Consider the following 16,408-nt stretch of genomic DNA (forward strand, 5'->3'; position numbering starts at 1 on the left):
AGATTTTAGATTTTAGATTTTAGATTTTAGATTTTAGATTTTAGATTTTAGATTTTAGATTTTAGATTTTAGATTTTTCCAAAAAAATCGCTGCGCTCTTTTTTTGGAATTTGGGATTTCAAAAATTGGAATTTCTATTCTAAAATCTAAAATCAGAAATCTAAAATTCTTTTCTGCCATCTTGTCATATTTTATAGCTTTTGCCCTATCTTTGCACTTTGAATTTTTACAATGGAAAAGATTATTGAAGAAAGTAAACAGGGCGAAAGTCTTGTTTTGGAAAATAAACCTGAGAATACTAAAAAACTCTTTATAGAAAGTTACGGCTGTGCGATGAATTTTTCGGACAGTGAAGTCGTAGCTTCGATTTTATCTGACGGCGGTTACAATACAACTTCGGTTTTAGAGGAAGCCGATTTGGTTTTGGTAAACACTTGCTCTATCCGTGACAAAGCAGAACAGACTATTCGTAAACGTCTGGAAAAATACAACGCGGTAAAACGTACGAATCCGAAAATGAAAGTGGGCGTTTTGGGCTGTATGGCAGAGCGTTTGAAAAGTCAGTTTTTGGAAGAAGAAAAGATTGTTGACCTTGTTGTGGGACCAGACGCTTATAAAGATCTTCCGAATTTATTGGCTGAAGTTGAAGAAGGACGTGACGCGATCAATGTCATTTTATCAAAAGAAGAAACTTACGGAGATATTTCACCTGTTCGTTTGATGAGTAACGGAATCACGGCATTGGTATCGATTACGCGTGGATGTGATAATATGTGTACGTTCTGCGTTGTTCCTTTTACACGCGGACGTGAGCGCAGTCGTGAACCTCAAAGTATTATGACTGAGATTCAAGATTTATGGAATAAAGGCTATAAAGAAGTTACACTTTTAGGTCAGAACGTTGACAGTTACCTTTGGTACGGTGGCGGTTTGAAAAAGGATTTTGTAAACGCTTCTGAAATGCAGAAAGCAACGGCTGTAGATTTTGATCAATTATTAGAAATGGTTGCGGCTGGTTTTCCTAAAATGCGTATTCGATTTTCGACTTCGAATCCGCAGGACATGCACGAAAGCATTTTACATGTTATTGCTAAATATCCGAATATCTGTAAACATATTCACTTACCAGTTCAGTCTGGAAGTAACCGAATTTTGAAAGAAATGAATCGTCTGCATTCTCGTGAAGAATATATGGCTTTGATTGATAAAATTAGAGCGATTGTTCCAGATGCTTCGATTTCGCAAGATATGATTGCTGGTTTTCCAACAGAAACTGAAGAAGATCACCAAGATACAATGAGTTTAATGGAATATGTAAAATATAATTTCGGTTATATGTATTCGTATTCTGAGCGTCCTGGGACTTTGGCTGGAAGAAAAATGGAAGATGATGTCGAAGAAGAAACTAAAGCGAGAAGGTTACAGGAAATTGTGGATCTACAGCAAAAACATGCTTGGTTTAGAAGCGAGGAATTTGTTGGAAAAACGGTTGAAGTTTTAGTGGAGAAAGTTTCTAAAAAATCAAAAGACGAATTCTCTGGAAGAAACTCTCAAAGTATTACGGTGGTTTTCCCGAAAGAGAATTATAAAATTGGAGATTTCGTAAACGTAAAAATCACAAGCTGTACTAGTGGAACTTTAAAAGGTGAAGCTGTGGGATATTCTGAAATGAATTAGGTTTAACCGCAAATTTCACAAATTTTCACAAATTAATGCTTCATGAATAACGTTGCCGAATATTATTATAAAAAAGATGAGAACTACAAAATTGTAGGCATCTGTATGGAAGTACATAGATTATTAGGTCCTGGTTTACTTGAAATTGTATACAAAGATGCTTTAGAAATTGAATTCAAAAATCATGGGATTCCGTACCAAAGAGAAAAGGAATTTGCAATTGAATACAAAGGGGTTATACTGCCTCATAAATTTTATGCCGATTTCATAGTTTATGATGACATAATCTTGGAAGTGAAATCTGTAAAGGAAATTTGTAATGATCATCTTGCACAGACCTTAAATTATATGAAACTGGCAGATACTCCAGTTTGAATTATTGCAAATTTTCAAAACAAATCATTAATCCATAAACGATTAATAAATTCATAAAACAAAATTTGCGATAATTTGTGTAATTTGTGGTTAATTTAATACAATCTTTTTTTCATTAGAAAAATCAGTGGCAAAAGAAAAAAATATAAGCCAAAGTTTTAGGCATAGAAAAACCTAAAACAAACAAAACTTGAAACAAAACATATGGAAACAGTTCAAGCAATAAAACAGCGATTTGAGATTATCGGAAATGATCCGAAATTAAATCGTGCCATCGAAAAAGCCATTCAGGTTGCTCCTACTGATATTTCGGTTATGGTGACTGGGGAAAGTGGTGTTGGTAAAGAAAATATTCCAAGAATTATACATTCGCTTTCGCACAGAAAGCATGGTAAATATATTGCCGTAAACTGCGGTGCAATTCCTGAGGGAACAATTGACAGTGAACTTTTTGGACACGAAAAAGGCGCTTTTACAGGCGCAACAAGCACGCGTGAAGGTTATTTTGAAGTAGCCGACGGCGGAACAATTTTTCTTGATGAAGTTGGAGAATTACCTCTAACAACTCAAGTTCGTTTGTTACGTGTACTTGAAAACGGTGAATTTATTAAAGTAGGTTCGTCTCAGGTTCAAAAAACAAACGTTCGTATTGTGGCTGCAACCAATGTGAATTTATTTAATGCAATTGAAAAAGGGAAATTCCGTGAAGATTTGTACTATCGTTTAAGTACGGTCGAAATCACGCTACCACCTTTGCGCGAAAGAAATGATGATATTCATTTATTGTTTAGAAAATTTGTTGCGGATTTTGCTCATAAATATAAAATGCCGCCTTTAAGACTGGATGACGATGCAGTGCAGCTTTTGCAAAAATTCAGATGGAGCGGAAACATTCGTCAGCTTCGAAATGTGGCGGAACAAATTTCTGTTTTAGAAACCAATCGTGATATCACCCTTGCTACTTTACAATCGTATTTGCCAGCCGAAGGAAGTAATCTGCCTTCAGTTATTAGCGACAGCAAAAAAGAAAGCGATTTTAGTACGGAAAGAGATATTTTGTATAAAGTGCTTTTTGATATGAGAAGCGATCTGAACGATTTGAAAAAACTGACTTTGGAATTAATGAAAAACGGAAGTTCAAAAGTACAGGATATTAATCCGAATCTAATTCAGAAAATATACGGAAATCAGCAAAATGACAGCGAAATAGATTTTGAAGAAGAGCCTAGAACTGCTGTTATGGCAACACCTGCTGTTCGTGAAGACAATTATCGTATACAAGATAACAATAATTATCTAGATGCAGAAACAATCGAAGAAGAGGAAATTTTACGTTTGGAACAGAAAGAAATCGAAATGATCAAAAAATCATTAGAGAAAAACAAAGGAAAACGTAAGGCTGCAGCAGACGAATTAGGAATTTCTGAAAGAACTTTATACCGTAAAATCAAACAATTCGACCTTTAAAAAACAAATTCCAATCTTTTAAATTCCAAATTCTAAGATTGGATCTTCAAAATATAATAAACTCCAAAAATAAATTCCAAATTGCTTCGCCTGTTCGCTATCGCTCGAGTCCAAATTAGTATATTTGGCGAAATTTGGAATTTGATATTTCACTATAATGGTGAACATTGGAATTTGACTAAAAAAATTATGAAAAAAATATATTCTCTTTTCGCCTTATTAAGCCTTTTTATGTTGAGTGGCTGTGGAGTTTACAACTTTACAGGAGCAAAACCAATCGATGCTAAAACATTTCAAGTTAACTTCTTTCAGAATAATGCAGATCTAGTTGAGCCTGGAATCGACAGAACTTTCACCTTGACTTTACAAGATTTGATCATGAACCAGACCAATTTAAACTTGGTAAGCACTGGAGGCGAATTAACTTACGAAGGTGAAATTACAGACTACCGCATTACTCCAATGACTGCAACGGCTGTATCAACAGACGGAACTGCGGGAGCGGCACAAAACCGTTTGTCAATTCGTGTTCAGGTAAGATTCGCAAATAAAAAGAAAGAAACTGATGATTTTGAAAAATCATTTGAGTTTTATTATGACTTTCCAGGACAAGAATTACCGACTGGATCAGTTTTGAGCGAAGCTATAAGGGTTATTTTTGAAAGAATTACCCAAGATATCTTTAATGAATCATTGGCTAAATGGTAAGTTTGCTTGCTTAAATAAACAAGTAAAACAAACTATTAATAAATAATTAAAACAATTAAAACCAAAAAATGAACGTTAGCGATTATACCTACTTAATGAACAAACCCGATGCTATTACAGAAAAGCAAGCGGATGCATTAGGCAGTGTTTTGAATGAATTTCCGTATTTTCAAAGTGCACGCGCATTGCGACTAAAGGGACTTTATAACCAAAACAGTTTTAAGTATAATTATGCTTTGAAGGTTACGGCTGCGTATACTTCTGACCGTTCTGTTTTATTTGATTTTATAACTTCTGAGGCTTTTACTTCTATTCAGAATGATTTCTACGAACAAAAACTGAGAGATCTTTTGGAGATTACTGTTTTTGACAGCGAAATAATTTCGCCAGAACAAATTCAGAAAGCTATTGAAATAAAAGCTGACATTGAAGAACAGCCTATTTCAGAGCCAATCAAAGAAGTTCAAATATCTCCTATTGAAAAACCTTCAATTGCAGAATCTGTAATAACTGAAGAATCTGTAAAAACTGAAGAATCTATAAAAGTTGAAGAAGTTGCAAAAGCTGATGAATCGGTAAAAGTTGAAGAACCGATAAAAACGGAAGAACCGGTAATTGCCGAAGAGCCTAGAAAAATGCCAGAAATAGATCCGTCTATATTCTTGGCAATAAAAGAAGCTCAGACAATAACTTTTGAGAAACCTGCAATAAAAGAAGAAGAGCTTAAACCGCTTCCAGAAATAGATTTATCTATTTTTAAAGCCATAAAAGAAGCGCAATCGGTAACTTTTGAAAAACCTGCCATAGAAGAAGCAGGACAGAAAACGGATTCTATTGAACACAATATTGTAGAGGAAGTCGAGGAAACAGAAACAGCTCCGTTGACAGAATCTACACCAATTGAAGAGCCTAAAATTGATCGTATAGAAAATTCTATTTTAAGTTCTATCAAAGTTTCTGAAACACCTTCTGTACCAGAGCCTATAAAAATTGAAGAACCTAAAAATGAGCGCGTCGAAAACTCTATTTTAAGTTCTATTAAAGAAGCTGAAGCTGCAACTGCTGAACAATCTGAAAAAACAGAAGAAGCAAAAGCGGATCCTATTATAGAAGAGCCTGTTTTAAATTCGGCTGAAGAAGAGGAAGATGACAGTGTTATTGAAGAAATGATTATTCCTGAATTCAAAATGAATACTGTTGAACGATCTATTCTTTCTTCTATTAGAGAATCTGAAACAAAAGCTCCTGAAGAACCAAAAGTAGCGATTGAAGAAGCTGCAGTTGAAACTGAGGATGAAGAAGAAGAAATTCAAGAAATTCAAGAGGAAAATGAAGAACCGATTGAAGAAATAATCGAGGAAGAAGAAGAAAATGAACCTGCTAGAACAGCTGCTGAACATTTAGAAATTGGAAAACCTTTGGATTTTTCTTTAAATGAAAAACATTCATTCCAAGAATGGCTGCAATTATCTAGAACAGAACCTATTGACCGTTCAAATGATCTTTCGCCAGAGGAAAGAGCAGAAAAAGAAGCTGCTGAAAAAGCAAAACAGGAAGAAGAAAGACAAAAAAAGGCCGAAATTATCGATAAATTTATCGAAACCAACCCGAAAATTTCTCCAATAAAACCTAACAGCAATGCTCCAGCGGTACAAATTGAAAGCAATTCTGAAGACAATTCATACCTAATGACCGAGACTTTGGCTAGAGTTTATCTGGAACAAAAGAAATATACAAAAGCAATTCAGGCATATGAAATATTAATTTTGAAATATCCAGAAAAAATTACTTTCTTTGCAGACCGCATATCGGATATAAAGATTTTACAACAAAATAACAATAACAATAATTAAGTAATGAGCACATTTTCAATTTTTTTAGTTTTAATTACAATAGTTTGTTTTCTATTGATCGTAGTTATCATGGTACAAAACCCTAAAGGAGGCGGATTGTCTTCTACTATCAGCGGAACGCAGATGTTAGGTGGAGTACAAAAAACAACTGACTTTTTAGATAAAAGTACTTGGACTTTGGCTACTGTTTTAATTGTGCTAATTTTACTTTCAAGCTTAAGCTTCTCTGGATCTTTAAGCGATACTGAATCTAAAATCATTGACAAAACTGAAGCTCCTGTAAATGCACCTGCAGCTCCAGCACAAGGAACTACTCCTGCTCCAGCAGCACCAGCGACTAAATAATTTTAGCTCGATATAAAAATCTAATGCCAGCCTGTCAAAGCTGGCATTTTTTTTAAGAAATAATGTCAGTTTTTGTAGCATGGCATAGTTTCTGAAAGTTTATAGAACAAGAAAAAAAACGTATAACTTATAATAATATAAAATCATGGCTTTAAACATTAAACCGCTTTCAGACCGCGTACTTATTGAGCCTGTTGCAGCTGAAACTAAAACTGCCTCAGGTATTTTTATTCCAGATACTGCCAAAGAGAAACCACAAAAAGGAACTGTAGTTGCAGTAGGAAACGGAACTAAAGATCATACAATGACTGTAAAAGTTGGAGACACTGTTCTTTATGGCAAATACGCAGGAACAGAATTAAAACTGGAAGGCACTGATTATTTAATCATGCGCGAGGATGATATTTTAGCGATTATCTAAAAAATATTGTATTAAGTACGGAGATTAAAAACTTCCTTTAACTTGAAACAAATCAAACTTTAAACAAAAATTAAAATGGCAAAAGATATAAAATTTGATATTGAAGCACGTGACGGTTTAAAACGTGGTGTTGATGCATTAGCAAATGCTGTAAAAGTAACTCTTGGACCAAAAGGTCGTAACGTAATTATCGGAAAATCATTTGGTGGACCAACGGTTACTAAAGATGGTGTTTCTGTTGCAAAAGAAATCGAATTAAAAGACGCATTAGAAAATATGGGTGCGCAAATGGTAAAAGAAGTTGCTTCTAAAACCAATGATTTAGCTGGAGACGGTACTACAACGGCTACAGTTTTAGCTCAAGCTATCGTAAAAGAAGGTTTGAAAAACGTTGCTGCTGGAGCAAATCCAATGGACTTGAAACGTGGTATCGACAAAGCTGTTGAAACTATCGTGGCTGACTTAGCTAAACAAGCTAAAGTGGTTGGAAGTGACTCAGACAAAATCAAACAAATTGCTTCTATCTCTGCTAACAACGACGAAGTTATTGGTGAATTAATCGCTACAGCTTTCGCTAAAGTTGGAAAAGAAGGTGTTATCACTGTTGAAGAAGCTAAAGGAACTGACACTTTCGTTGACGTTGTTGAAGGTATGCAGTTTGACAGAGGATATCTTTCTCCTTACTTCGTAACAAATCCAGAGAAAATGGAAGTTGAATTAGACTCTCCATACATCTTATTATACGACAAAAAAGTTTCTTCTCTTAAAGAATTACTTCCAGTTTTAGAGCCAGTTGCTCAATCAGGAAAACCATTATTGATTATCGCTGAAGATGTTGATGGTGAAGCGCTTTCTACATTAGTAGTAAACAAATTAAGAGGTGCTCTTAAAATTGCTGCTGTAAAAGCTCCAGGTTTCGGAGACAGAAGAAAAGCTATGTTAGAAGATATCGCAATCTTAACTGGCGGAACTGTAATTTCTGAAGAAAGAGGTTATACTTTAGAAAATACAACTATCGAAATGTTAGGAAACGCAAAAAGAGTTTCTATCGATAAAGACAATACAACTATCGTAAGTGGTGCTGGTGAGGCAGATATCATCAAAAACCGTGTGAACCAAATTAAAGGTCAGATGGAAACTACTACATCTGATTACGATAAAGAAAAATTACAAGAGCGTCTAGCTAAATTAGCTGGAGGTGTTGCAGTTCTTTACGTTGGTGCTGCTTCTGAAGTTGAAATGAAAGAGAAAAAAGACAGAGTAGATGATGCTCTTCACGCAACTCGTGCTGCTGTAGAAGAAGGAATCGTTGCTGGTGGTGGTGTGGCGCTATTAAGAGCTAAACTTGCTTTAGCTGACTTAAAAGCAGATAACGCTGACGAGGCTACAGGAATCCAAATCGTTTCTCGTGCTGTTGAATCTCCGTTAAGAACTATCGTTGAAAACGCTGGTCTTGAAGGTTCTGTGGTTGTGGCTAAAGTTTCTGAAGGTTCAGGTGATTTTGGATACAATGCAAAAACTGACGAATATGTAGATATGCTTACTGCAGGAATTATCGATCCTAAAAAAGTAACTCGTGTGGCTCTTGAAAATGCTGCATCTGTTTCTGGAATGATCTTAACTACAGAATGTGCATTAATTGATATTAAAGAAGAAAATGCCGGAGGCGGAATGCCAATGGGTGGCGGTATGCCAGGAATGATGTAATTCGTTCTCTTCTTAAAACTTAAAAGCGCTGGATTTTTATCTGGCGCTTTTTTTTAGCCACAAATTCACGAATTATTTTTTTCTAATCTATATGTATATTTTTATTTGCCACAGATTACACAGATTAAAAGGTTTTTTTTTACCACAAATTACACAAATTTGCGCAAATTATTTTTTCTAATCTGTGAGAATCTCTTTTATCTGCGGCAAATTTTTTCACTTAAAGCATTTGTGCAATTAATGACAACTATTTTTAAACACAAAGATTTGAAAAAATAATTCGTGACTCGAGCGACAGCGAACAGGCGAAGCAATTCGTGGCTAACTTTTTTATTTAACATTCCCTTTTTCTTTAAAAAATCTATAATGGATAACTTTGCAAAGCAATAAATTTTTAAAATGAAAAAACATTTCACTCCACTCCTTTCCTTTATCTTCTTCATATTTTCTTTCATTTTACAAGCTCAAAATAAAGACAATTATGTTGTTTTAATTTCAATGGATGGTTTTCGTTGGGATTATGGCAAGCAATTCGACCTTCCGAATTTAAAGCAGATTGAAAAAGAAGGTGTTCATGCCAAATCGATGAAACCGTCTTACCCTAGTAAAACTTTTCCAAATCATTATTCGATTGTAACGGGACTTTATCCAGATCATCACGGAATCATCAATAATGTTTTTTATGATGCTTCTTTAAACGAATCTTTCTCCTTATCAAGCAAGGCAAAAAACGATTCTAGATTTTATGGAGGAAATCCGATTTGGAATCTAGCTGAAGAACAAGGTGTAAAAACAGCTTCTTTCTTTTGGCCTGGTTCTGATATTGACAAAAGAAATCCGAGTTATTTCAAAAATTATGATGGTAAAATTCCATACGGAGCGAGAATTGATACGGTTATGAAATGGCTGCAACTCCCAGAAAAACAAAGACCCCATTTGGTTACGTTATATTTTGACGAACCCGATCATACAGGTCATAATTTTGGTCCGCTTTCTCCTGAAACTAAAAAGACGGTAATCAAAATGGATTCTATAATGGGCGAAATATCGAGAAGATTATATCAATTGCCTATCGGAAAACAAATCAATTTAATCATCGTTTCAGATCACGGAATGGCAAATATTAGCAATGATAAAAAAGTAGCCGTTTTAGACTATTTGAAACCTGAATGGCTAGGTTACAAAGATGTAATTAATCCGATTATGAGTTTACAGGCAAAAGCGGGCTATCAGGATTCGATTGCTAATGCTTTAAAAAAAGTACAGCATATCAAATTCTGGAAATCTACAGAAGTTCCAAAAAGATTGCATTACGGAACGAATCCGCGTGTACATGATTTTGTTATTGAAGCAGAAAAAGGATGGAGTTTAGTCACCAAAGAAAGCACTCATATAAAAGGCGGAACTCACGGATACGATAATAACGAAAAAGATATGCACGCTATTTTTTACGCAAAAGGCCCTGCATTTAAAGTAAATAAAAGAGTAAAAATATTTCAGAATGTTTCTGTTTATCCTTTAATAGCTCATATTCTTGGTCTTCAAATTGGTGAGATCGATGGCAAATTGAGTGATGTTGAGGCAATGCTGAGATAATTAGATAATGTGGCAATTTGATAATTAGATAATTTTCATAAAGCATATCTGTAGAGACGCACTGCAGTGCGTCTACGCAACGTAACCGCACAGAAGAAACGAAATGCTATGTCACCCTGAGCGAAGTCGAAGGGCGCTCCAATTGGCACATGGGCTTCGACTCCGCTCAGCCTGACAAAAAATATAAAACAATAAACCCGACAGGTTTTAAAAACCTGTCGGGTTTATTTATGCGTACACGTTGTGTATATCAATATTGGGGTTACGTTGCGTTAGACGCACTACGGTGCGTCTCTACAGATATACATGGTGTATTATCTAATTGACACATTTTCAAATTATCTAATTAATTTAAGAAACCACTTTGTAAGTCGGATCTTCAATCACATTTACTTTAATAACCGCATCAGCATTTTTCAGCAATTGCCTGCAGTCTTCGCTTAAATGTTTTAGCTCCACTTTTTTATTAAGCTCATTGTATTTTTTCGTCAGATTATTTAAAGCTTCTATGGCTGACATATCAGAAATACGGCTTTCTTTAAAATCGATTATAATATGATTCGGATCGTTATGAATATCAAATTTCTCCATAAAAGTAGTCGTTGAACCAAAGAATAATGGTCCAAAAATTTCATAATGCTTTATTCCGTTTTCGTCGATGTAATGTCTTGCGCGAATTCTTTTGGCACTTTCCCAAGCAAAAACCAAAGCTGAGATAATTACACCAATTAAAACTGCCAAAGCCAGATTATGCAATACAATTGTAACTAAAGCGACTAGAATACCAACAAAAATATCATGTCGTGGCATTTTATTAATAATCCTGAAACTTGCCCATTCAAAAGTTGTTATCGCCACCATCATCATTACACCAACCAAAGCTGCCATTGGCAATTTTCCAATTACAGGAGCTCCAAAAAGAATAATCATCAAAATCGTTAAAGCACCAATAATTCCGGCAAGTCTAGCTCTAGAACCCGCTCCCAGATTTACTAAAGTCTGTGCAATCATTGGACAGCCACCCATTCCGTAGAAAAAGCCATTTAAAATATTCGAACTTCCTTGTGCAATACATTCTCTGTTACTGTTTCCACGTGTTCCTGTGATTTCGTCGACTAGATTTAGCGTAAGCAAACCTTCAGTCAAACCAACCGCAGCAACAATTACCGAATACGGAAATATGATTTTAAAAGTTTCGAAAGAAAATGGAATATTTGGAATATGAAATGGAGGAAATCCGCCTTGAACCGAAGCGATATCTTCAACCGTTTTGGTTTCGATATTAAAAACAATTACCAAAGCAAAAACCACCATAATAGCAACCAAAGAAGCGGGAACGGCTTTTGTAATCTTTGGGAAAATTAAAACGATCGCAATAGTTAAAGCGACCAATCCTAACATAATGTATAACGGAGTTCCCTGAAGCCAAGAAACCTGACCATTTACAATTGTTTTAAACTGCTCCAATTGCGACATAAAAATCACAACTGCCAAACCGTTTACAAAACCGAACATAACGGGCTGTGGAACAAGTCTAATAAATTTACCCAGTTTAAAAAGTCCGATGCAGATCTGGACAACACCGCCAAGTGCGACGGCAGCAAAAACATATTCTATTCCGTGCGACTTCATCAGGGCAATTAAAACAATCACCGTTGCGCCTGCCCCACCAGAAATCATTCCAGGTCTTCCTCCAAAAATAGCCGTAACCAATCCGGCGATAAAAGCGGCATACAATCCAACCAAAGGCGGGAATCCTGCTAAAATAGCAAACGACAGCGATTCTGGAATCATGGTCATTGCCACAGTTAAACCTGCTAAAATTTCGTTTTTATAATTGACTTTTTGGCTAAAATCGAAGAGTTGGAACTTTTTTTTCATGGCGCAAAATTAGAAAAATAATACGCAAAAAAGAACAAACCTTTTATATGATAAAAAGCGGAAGAAACCTCTAAAGGAATAAACAGCTGTTTAGCTTAACTGTTCGAGAAGAAGAAGAATAATGGAAAGAATGAAATCTATCATTTCTGTTTTTAGTTTTGAAGTTACAATATTACACAAAATACTTACAAATAATACAAATACGGTAGCGTATTTACACCTGATTTAAACCAAAAGGCATAAAATTATTCCAAGCGTTCGCAAGTATAACCTAAACCGCAGACCTTATTCATAACAGTATCATATTGCAAATCAACACCTTCAACTCTTAATATTTTATCGCAGTCTTCCAGATCAAAATTAATTTGATACTCAGGAAACTGATTTTGCATAACCGCTATAACATAATCTCGATCCGATTCTTTCTGGATATTTGTTTTAAAAATTTCCACAATCCTCTCTGCTTCTTGTAATTCTTTAAACTGGTACATTTTTATTATTTTATTAAAAAGCTAGTTCAAAAATAAATCACAAACCACTATTATAACAGTACTTTTATACCAATGGCGTATGATTTATACGAATGGCGTTGGTATAAATTATTCTTGATAAATGCTTACAAACTATGCGATTATATTATTTTTGCCGCTATGACAATTGCAAAAATCTACCAGAATTTTTTTCTACGAAACTTAATTGTAAATACACTAGTTTATTTGGTCATTTTGGCCTGTATTTATGACGAAATAAAACTCGAAGGGCACAGCTGGTCTTATATTCTCAGCAAAATTGCTGTTGGCTATTTTCCTTGTATTGTCTGGATTACGGTTTTCAACATCTGCATTATCAATCCGTTTTTATTTCATAAAAAGTTTAAAATCTTTTTTACGCTTCTCGCGATCTATTGGACTGGTTTTTACTTTTTTATGAATTGGTTTTTCCCGCTTGTCGGATTAGGAAATTTAAAAACCCTTCAAATTGTATCGCTTATCATAAACGGCTGTTTCTTTTATTTTCTGCATATCGTTATCACCAAAAAAATGAGTCAGGTTGATAAAGATATTATGAATTTTAAATCTGAACTTTCGTTTTTAAAACAGCAGCTGAATCCGCATTTTTTATTGAATGCTATGAACAACCTTTACGGAGAAGCTTTGGCTGAACCCGACAAAGTTCCCGACCGAATTTTGAATCTTTCGGATATGTTGCGTTATCAGATTGAAGCTTCTAAAAAAGATTATGTTTTAATGCAGGAAGAAATTGCGTTTATCAAAAAATATATTGAATATTACACCTTTAGAAATGAAAGACTGAACGTAACACAAAATATTGAAGGCGTTCACGAACAAATTGAGATTCCGCCTTTGTTCTTTTTGCCTTTGGTAGAAAATGCGGTAAAGTTTTCTGCCGAGACAACTGAACCTTTTATTAATCTGGATTTGAAAGTAAGTTGCCGAAGTTTGTGCTTTACTTTAAAAAACAATTGCCTCGATACAGAATCAAGGCTTTCGAGCACAGGAATCGGAATTGAAAACCTAAAAAGACGTTTGGAAGTGTACGGTTTAAGACATAGCTTGAGCTGTAAAAAAGAAAAAAAAATGTTTATCGTAAAACTGAGTATATGGCACTTACCTACCGCTGTCTGATAATTGATGACGAATCGCCGGCGCATAAAGCCCTGATTTCGCATATCTCCAAATTTGACGAACTAGAACATTCTGGCAGTGCTTTTAATGGTATGGAAGCCATAAAATTGCTCAACGAAAACCAATACGATATTATTTTTCTCGACATTAATATGCCCGTAATTTCGGGTGTAGAATTAATGGAACTTCAGCCCAACCGACCGCTCACGATTGTCACAACCGCTTATTCTGATTATGCGCTTTCGGCTTATCAAAATGATGCGATCGATTATCTTTTAAAACCGATTTCTCCCGATAAATTTGCCAAAGCGATAGAAAAAGCCAAAACCTATTTTTCTGGAAACAGTCTGAAAAAAGAAACTCCAACCAACGCTAAAATCTTTTCGTACCGCTTAAACGGACAAAATATAGATATGCCTCTTTGCGATATTCTCTATATCGAAAGCCTTGGCAACTACATGAAACTGTACAGCACCAAACTCAATTTACCGCATATTATTTACGGTTCGCTCTCGAGTATTACCTCAGAAATTGATTCTGCAAATTTCGTTCAAGTACATCGTTCGTATATTGTAAATACAGAAAAAATAGCAAGTGTCACTTCAAAAACATTAACGATGTGCAATAACGAAATGATTCCTGTGGGAAGGAAATATCAGATTTTATTAAATAATTTACCTGTTCGGTAATTGAGATTATTTGTCTAATTGAGATAATTTGTCAATTAGATAATTAGATAATTTTTGGAAAGCTCAACTTTTTAAGTTGGGCTTTTTTGTTTTTTGATGGTTTGCAAAATGCGTAGAAATACTTGGTGTTGAGTTTTTATTTATTGGTATAATTGTTTGGAAATAAATTTGTTGGATTATGGATTTCCGTAAATCCGAATACTTTTTATTATTCATCTTTGTTTACAAATAAAACAAAAAAAATGAGCTTAAAAAACATAAAATTCAACCTTAAAATATTCAAAATCAACAAACTTTATTTTGATTTTAAAAATAAATTCAATGAGGAAATAATAGAAATTATTAGAGAAAACCATAAAAAACATATACACGCCAATAATGAAGACTTGTCATTAGTTAAACCTAATTTAGAAAAATTCGAAGATGACGATTTTATATTTTATACATATTGTTATAATCAATTAAAGGATCAAAATTATTGGAAACTATTTTTACCAGACGAATTGATTAAAGATCAAAATTTTGATTTAGTAGAATTTTCTTTTGTCTTATTTATAATTTACAAGTCTGATATTTACTGTGTTATTGGTGGGAGCGGAATTAATGTAATAAAAAAATATATAGATGATTATTTCGGTTTAGAGTTCTATCAACACTTTGCAAGCCCTAATGATGATATTTCAATAGTTGTAAACACTAGAGGCGTAACAGGAAATTTATCTCAAAGATCAAATACTTATAATAATTTTCAATCTATAAAGGATTCTCTTGTATATTCTGAAATTCCAAAAAAACTAAAAATTGTAATTAGAGATGATTTAAAAAAAGGAATATTTAAAAAATATAATCTAACAAATGATAGTTCATTAATGGAAATCGGATCATATTTTAGTTTGAGAAAAAAATTGAACTTCGAAGAATTAAAGCTATTAATTACAGATATTTACACGATTTCGCAAGATAAAACTAATTATACTCAATTAAGCTTATTCAACAGAATCAAAGATGCAAATCTTCTAACCGATTTGGATAATATTTTAAAAGGAAAAATTGTAGATGATGTAATATTACATAACACTCCAGATAGATTAAGTAGCTTAAATTCAGATATTATTGAAATTGTTAATTATAAAAAAATTGAAAAATTTTATGAGTGTAATAAATACAGACTTCATTTTAATAAAAAGAGAGTTCAAAATGACTCTGTAATTATTGGAAGAACGAATCTTTATTACAATGCCACAAAATATATTTTTGAAAACACAGAAGATATAAATAATAGATTTAGTATCCAGCAAAAATTATTTGAATTATCAATAATAGGAATGATTGATGATAAAGAAGTTACTTACGATCCTTTCTATAATCATATTGTCTCAGAAGTCACACATAATTCTAAAAAATATTTTAGAGTTGATAATCAATGGTTTCATTTAGACGATCTTTTTTTACAACAAATTCAACAAGAAGCTATTAGCGATTATAAATTATATGAATTAAAAAAAAACATATTAAAACCATGGAAAAATGGTGATGAAGATTTTTATAATAATGAACATACTAGCAATAAACACTTCATTTTTGATAAAAGGATTAAAGAAAACATTGAATTATGTGACATATTATATCTGGACGATGATGATGTTTATTTTATACATGTAAAAGATGGTTTTAACACTCACATGCGTAGTTTGGCTAATCAAGTTACATTATCATCTCAAAGGCTGTGGAATGATTTAAATAATATAAATGGAAGTACTTATTTTTTAAAGACGATAGAATATTATAATAGTTATAATCCAAACAAAAAACTAAATGGAATAGAACTATACAAAAAGATTGCAGATAAAGAGCTAAAAATAAATTTTGTAATGGCCTATAGAAATAAAGCATATAAAGATAAAGATGCTATTGAAAAAATAGAATTGAGTCAATCAAATATTGCTAAATTTTCATTAGTTCAAACTGTAAAAGAAATTAGAGCTTTTAAAAACTTTGAGATTCATCTAATTGATATTTCTCAATTAAAATAGAATCTTCTGA

Annotated in this window: 14 protein-coding genes; 12 read left to right on the forward strand and 2 right to left on the reverse strand. The window is 33.6% G+C overall.

Annotated elements, in window-relative coordinates; translation table 11 throughout:
* Positions 1-231: 231 nt before the first annotated feature.
* From miaB to Q9Q97_RS21215, 9 genes are all read left to right on the forward strand, one after another.
* The gene (gene miaB / locus Q9Q97_RS21175) at positions 232-1,677 is read left to right on the forward strand and encodes a tRNA (N6-isopentenyl adenosine(37)-C2)-methylthiotransferase MiaB (RefSeq protein ID WP_306160793.1); all 1,446 of its coding nucleotides are present in this window, start codon (positions 232-234) and stop codon (positions 1,675-1,677) included.
* 42 nt (positions 1,678-1,719) lie between these two features.
* Positions 1,720-2,052, forward strand: a complete 333-nt coding sequence (locus Q9Q97_RS21180) for a GxxExxY protein (protein WP_306160795.1) — start codon at positions 1,720-1,722, stop codon at positions 2,050-2,052.
* Positions 2,053-2,256: 204 nt separating this feature from the next.
* Positions 2,257-3,519 (forward strand): sigma-54-dependent Fis family transcriptional regulator, encoded by a 1,263-nt coding sequence (locus tag Q9Q97_RS21185; RefSeq protein WP_306160798.1) that lies wholly within the window; start codon positions 2,257-2,259, stop codon positions 3,517-3,519.
* A 189-nt stretch (positions 3,520-3,708) separates the two neighbouring features.
* Positions 3,709-4,227, forward strand: coding sequence for an LptE family protein (locus Q9Q97_RS21190; RefSeq protein WP_306160800.1), 519 nt, complete (start codon positions 3,709-3,711; stop codon positions 4,225-4,227).
* Between the two features lie 68 nt (positions 4,228-4,295).
* On the forward strand, positions 4,296-6,080 hold the full coding sequence (locus Q9Q97_RS21195) for a tetratricopeptide repeat protein (RefSeq protein ID WP_306160802.1): 1,785 nt from the start codon (positions 4,296-4,298) through the stop codon (positions 6,078-6,080).
* Between the two features lie 3 nt (positions 6,081-6,083).
* Positions 6,084-6,425, forward strand: a complete 342-nt coding sequence (secG, locus tag Q9Q97_RS21200) for a preprotein translocase subunit SecG (protein ID WP_306160804.1) — start codon at positions 6,084-6,086, stop codon at positions 6,423-6,425.
* 145 nt (positions 6,426-6,570) lie between these two features.
* Positions 6,571-6,846: a co-chaperone GroES gene (gene groES, locus Q9Q97_RS21205; protein ID WP_008467105.1), complete on the forward strand. Its 276-nt coding sequence runs from the start codon at positions 6,571-6,573 to the stop codon at positions 6,844-6,846.
* A 75-nt stretch (positions 6,847-6,921) separates the two neighbouring features.
* Positions 6,922-8,553: a chaperonin GroEL gene (gene groL, locus Q9Q97_RS21210; RefSeq protein WP_177210785.1), complete on the forward strand. Its 1,632-nt coding sequence runs from the start codon at positions 6,922-6,924 to the stop codon at positions 8,551-8,553.
* A gap of 399 nt (positions 8,554-8,952) precedes the next feature.
* Entirely contained in the window at positions 8,953-10,149 is a 1,197-nt protein-coding gene (locus Q9Q97_RS21215) for an ectonucleotide pyrophosphatase/phosphodiesterase (RefSeq protein ID WP_306160806.1), read from the forward strand.
* Positions 10,150-10,500: 351 nt separating this feature from the next.
* Here the strand turns inward: Q9Q97_RS21215 and Q9Q97_RS21220 are convergent, their stop codons facing one another.
* Both Q9Q97_RS21220 and Q9Q97_RS21225 read right to left on the reverse strand, forming a co-directional pair.
* On the reverse strand, positions 10,501-12,030 hold the full coding sequence (locus tag Q9Q97_RS21220) for a SulP family inorganic anion transporter (protein WP_306160808.1): 1,530 nt from the start codon (positions 12,028-12,030) through the stop codon (positions 10,501-10,503).
* 245 nt (positions 12,031-12,275) lie between these two features.
* Entirely contained in the window at positions 12,276-12,521 is a 246-nt protein-coding gene (locus tag Q9Q97_RS21225; RefSeq protein ID WP_306160810.1) for a hypothetical protein, read from the reverse strand.
* A 72-nt stretch (positions 12,522-12,593) separates the two neighbouring features.
* Here Q9Q97_RS21225 and Q9Q97_RS21230 point away from each other — a divergent pair, with 72 nt between their 5' ends.
* From Q9Q97_RS21230 to Q9Q97_RS21240, 3 genes are all read left to right on the forward strand, one after another.
* Positions 12,594-13,676 (forward strand): sensor histidine kinase, encoded by a 1,083-nt coding sequence (locus Q9Q97_RS21230; RefSeq protein ID WP_306160812.1) that lies wholly within the window; start codon positions 12,594-12,596, stop codon positions 13,674-13,676.
* On the forward strand, positions 13,652-14,365 hold the full coding sequence (locus Q9Q97_RS21235) for a LytTR family DNA-binding domain-containing protein (RefSeq protein ID WP_306160813.1): 714 nt from the start codon (positions 13,652-13,654) through the stop codon (positions 14,363-14,365). Before Q9Q97_RS21230 ends, Q9Q97_RS21235 begins: the two co-directional genes overlap by 25 nt.
* A gap of 242 nt (positions 14,366-14,607) precedes the next feature.
* Positions 14,608-16,398, forward strand: coding sequence for a DUF6119 family protein (locus Q9Q97_RS21240; protein WP_306160815.1), 1,791 nt, complete (start codon positions 14,608-14,610; stop codon positions 16,396-16,398).
* Positions 16,399-16,408: the final 10 nt, after the last annotated feature.

Origin of the sequence: Flavobacterium sp. DG2-3, from assembly GCF_030730925.1 — a bacterium.
Taxonomy (GTDB): domain Bacteria; phylum Bacteroidota; class Bacteroidia; order Flavobacteriales; family Flavobacteriaceae; genus Flavobacterium.

Coding starts and splice junctions, on each gene's coding strand:
- miaB (WP_306160793.1), top strand. CDS start 232: ATGGAAAAGATTATTGAAGAAAGTAAACAGGGCGAAAGTCTTGTTTTG.
- Q9Q97_RS21180 (WP_306160795.1), top strand. CDS start 1,720: ATGAATAACGTTGCCGAATATTATTATAAAAAAGATGAGAACTACAAA.
- Q9Q97_RS21185 (WP_306160798.1), top strand. CDS start 2,257: ATGGAAACAGTTCAAGCAATAAAACAGCGATTTGAGATTATCGGAAAT.
- Q9Q97_RS21190 (WP_306160800.1), top strand. CDS start 3,709: ATGAAAAAAATATATTCTCTTTTCGCCTTATTAAGCCTTTTTATGTTG.
- Q9Q97_RS21195 (WP_306160802.1), top strand. CDS start 4,296: ATGAACGTTAGCGATTATACCTACTTAATGAACAAACCCGATGCTATT.
- secG (WP_306160804.1), top strand. CDS start 6,084: ATGAGCACATTTTCAATTTTTTTAGTTTTAATTACAATAGTTTGTTTT.
- groES (WP_008467105.1), top strand. CDS start 6,571: ATGGCTTTAAACATTAAACCGCTTTCAGACCGCGTACTTATTGAGCCT.
- groL (WP_177210785.1), top strand. CDS start 6,922: ATGGCAAAAGATATAAAATTTGATATTGAAGCACGTGACGGTTTAAAA.
- Q9Q97_RS21215 (WP_306160806.1), top strand. CDS start 8,953: ATGAAAAAACATTTCACTCCACTCCTTTCCTTTATCTTCTTCATATTT.
- Q9Q97_RS21220 (WP_306160808.1), bottom strand. CDS start 12,030: ATGAAAAAAAAGTTCCAACTCTTCGATTTTAGCCAAAAAGTCAATTAT.
- Q9Q97_RS21225 (WP_306160810.1), bottom strand. CDS start 12,521: ATGTACCAGTTTAAAGAATTACAAGAAGCAGAGAGGATTGTGGAAATT.
- Q9Q97_RS21230 (WP_306160812.1), top strand. CDS start 12,594: ATGGCGTATGATTTATACGAATGGCGTTGGTATAAATTATTCTTGATA.
- Q9Q97_RS21235 (WP_306160813.1), top strand. CDS start 13,652: ATGGCACTTACCTACCGCTGTCTGATAATTGATGACGAATCGCCGGCG.
- Q9Q97_RS21240 (WP_306160815.1), top strand. CDS start 14,608: ATGAGCTTAAAAAACATAAAATTCAACCTTAAAATATTCAAAATCAAC.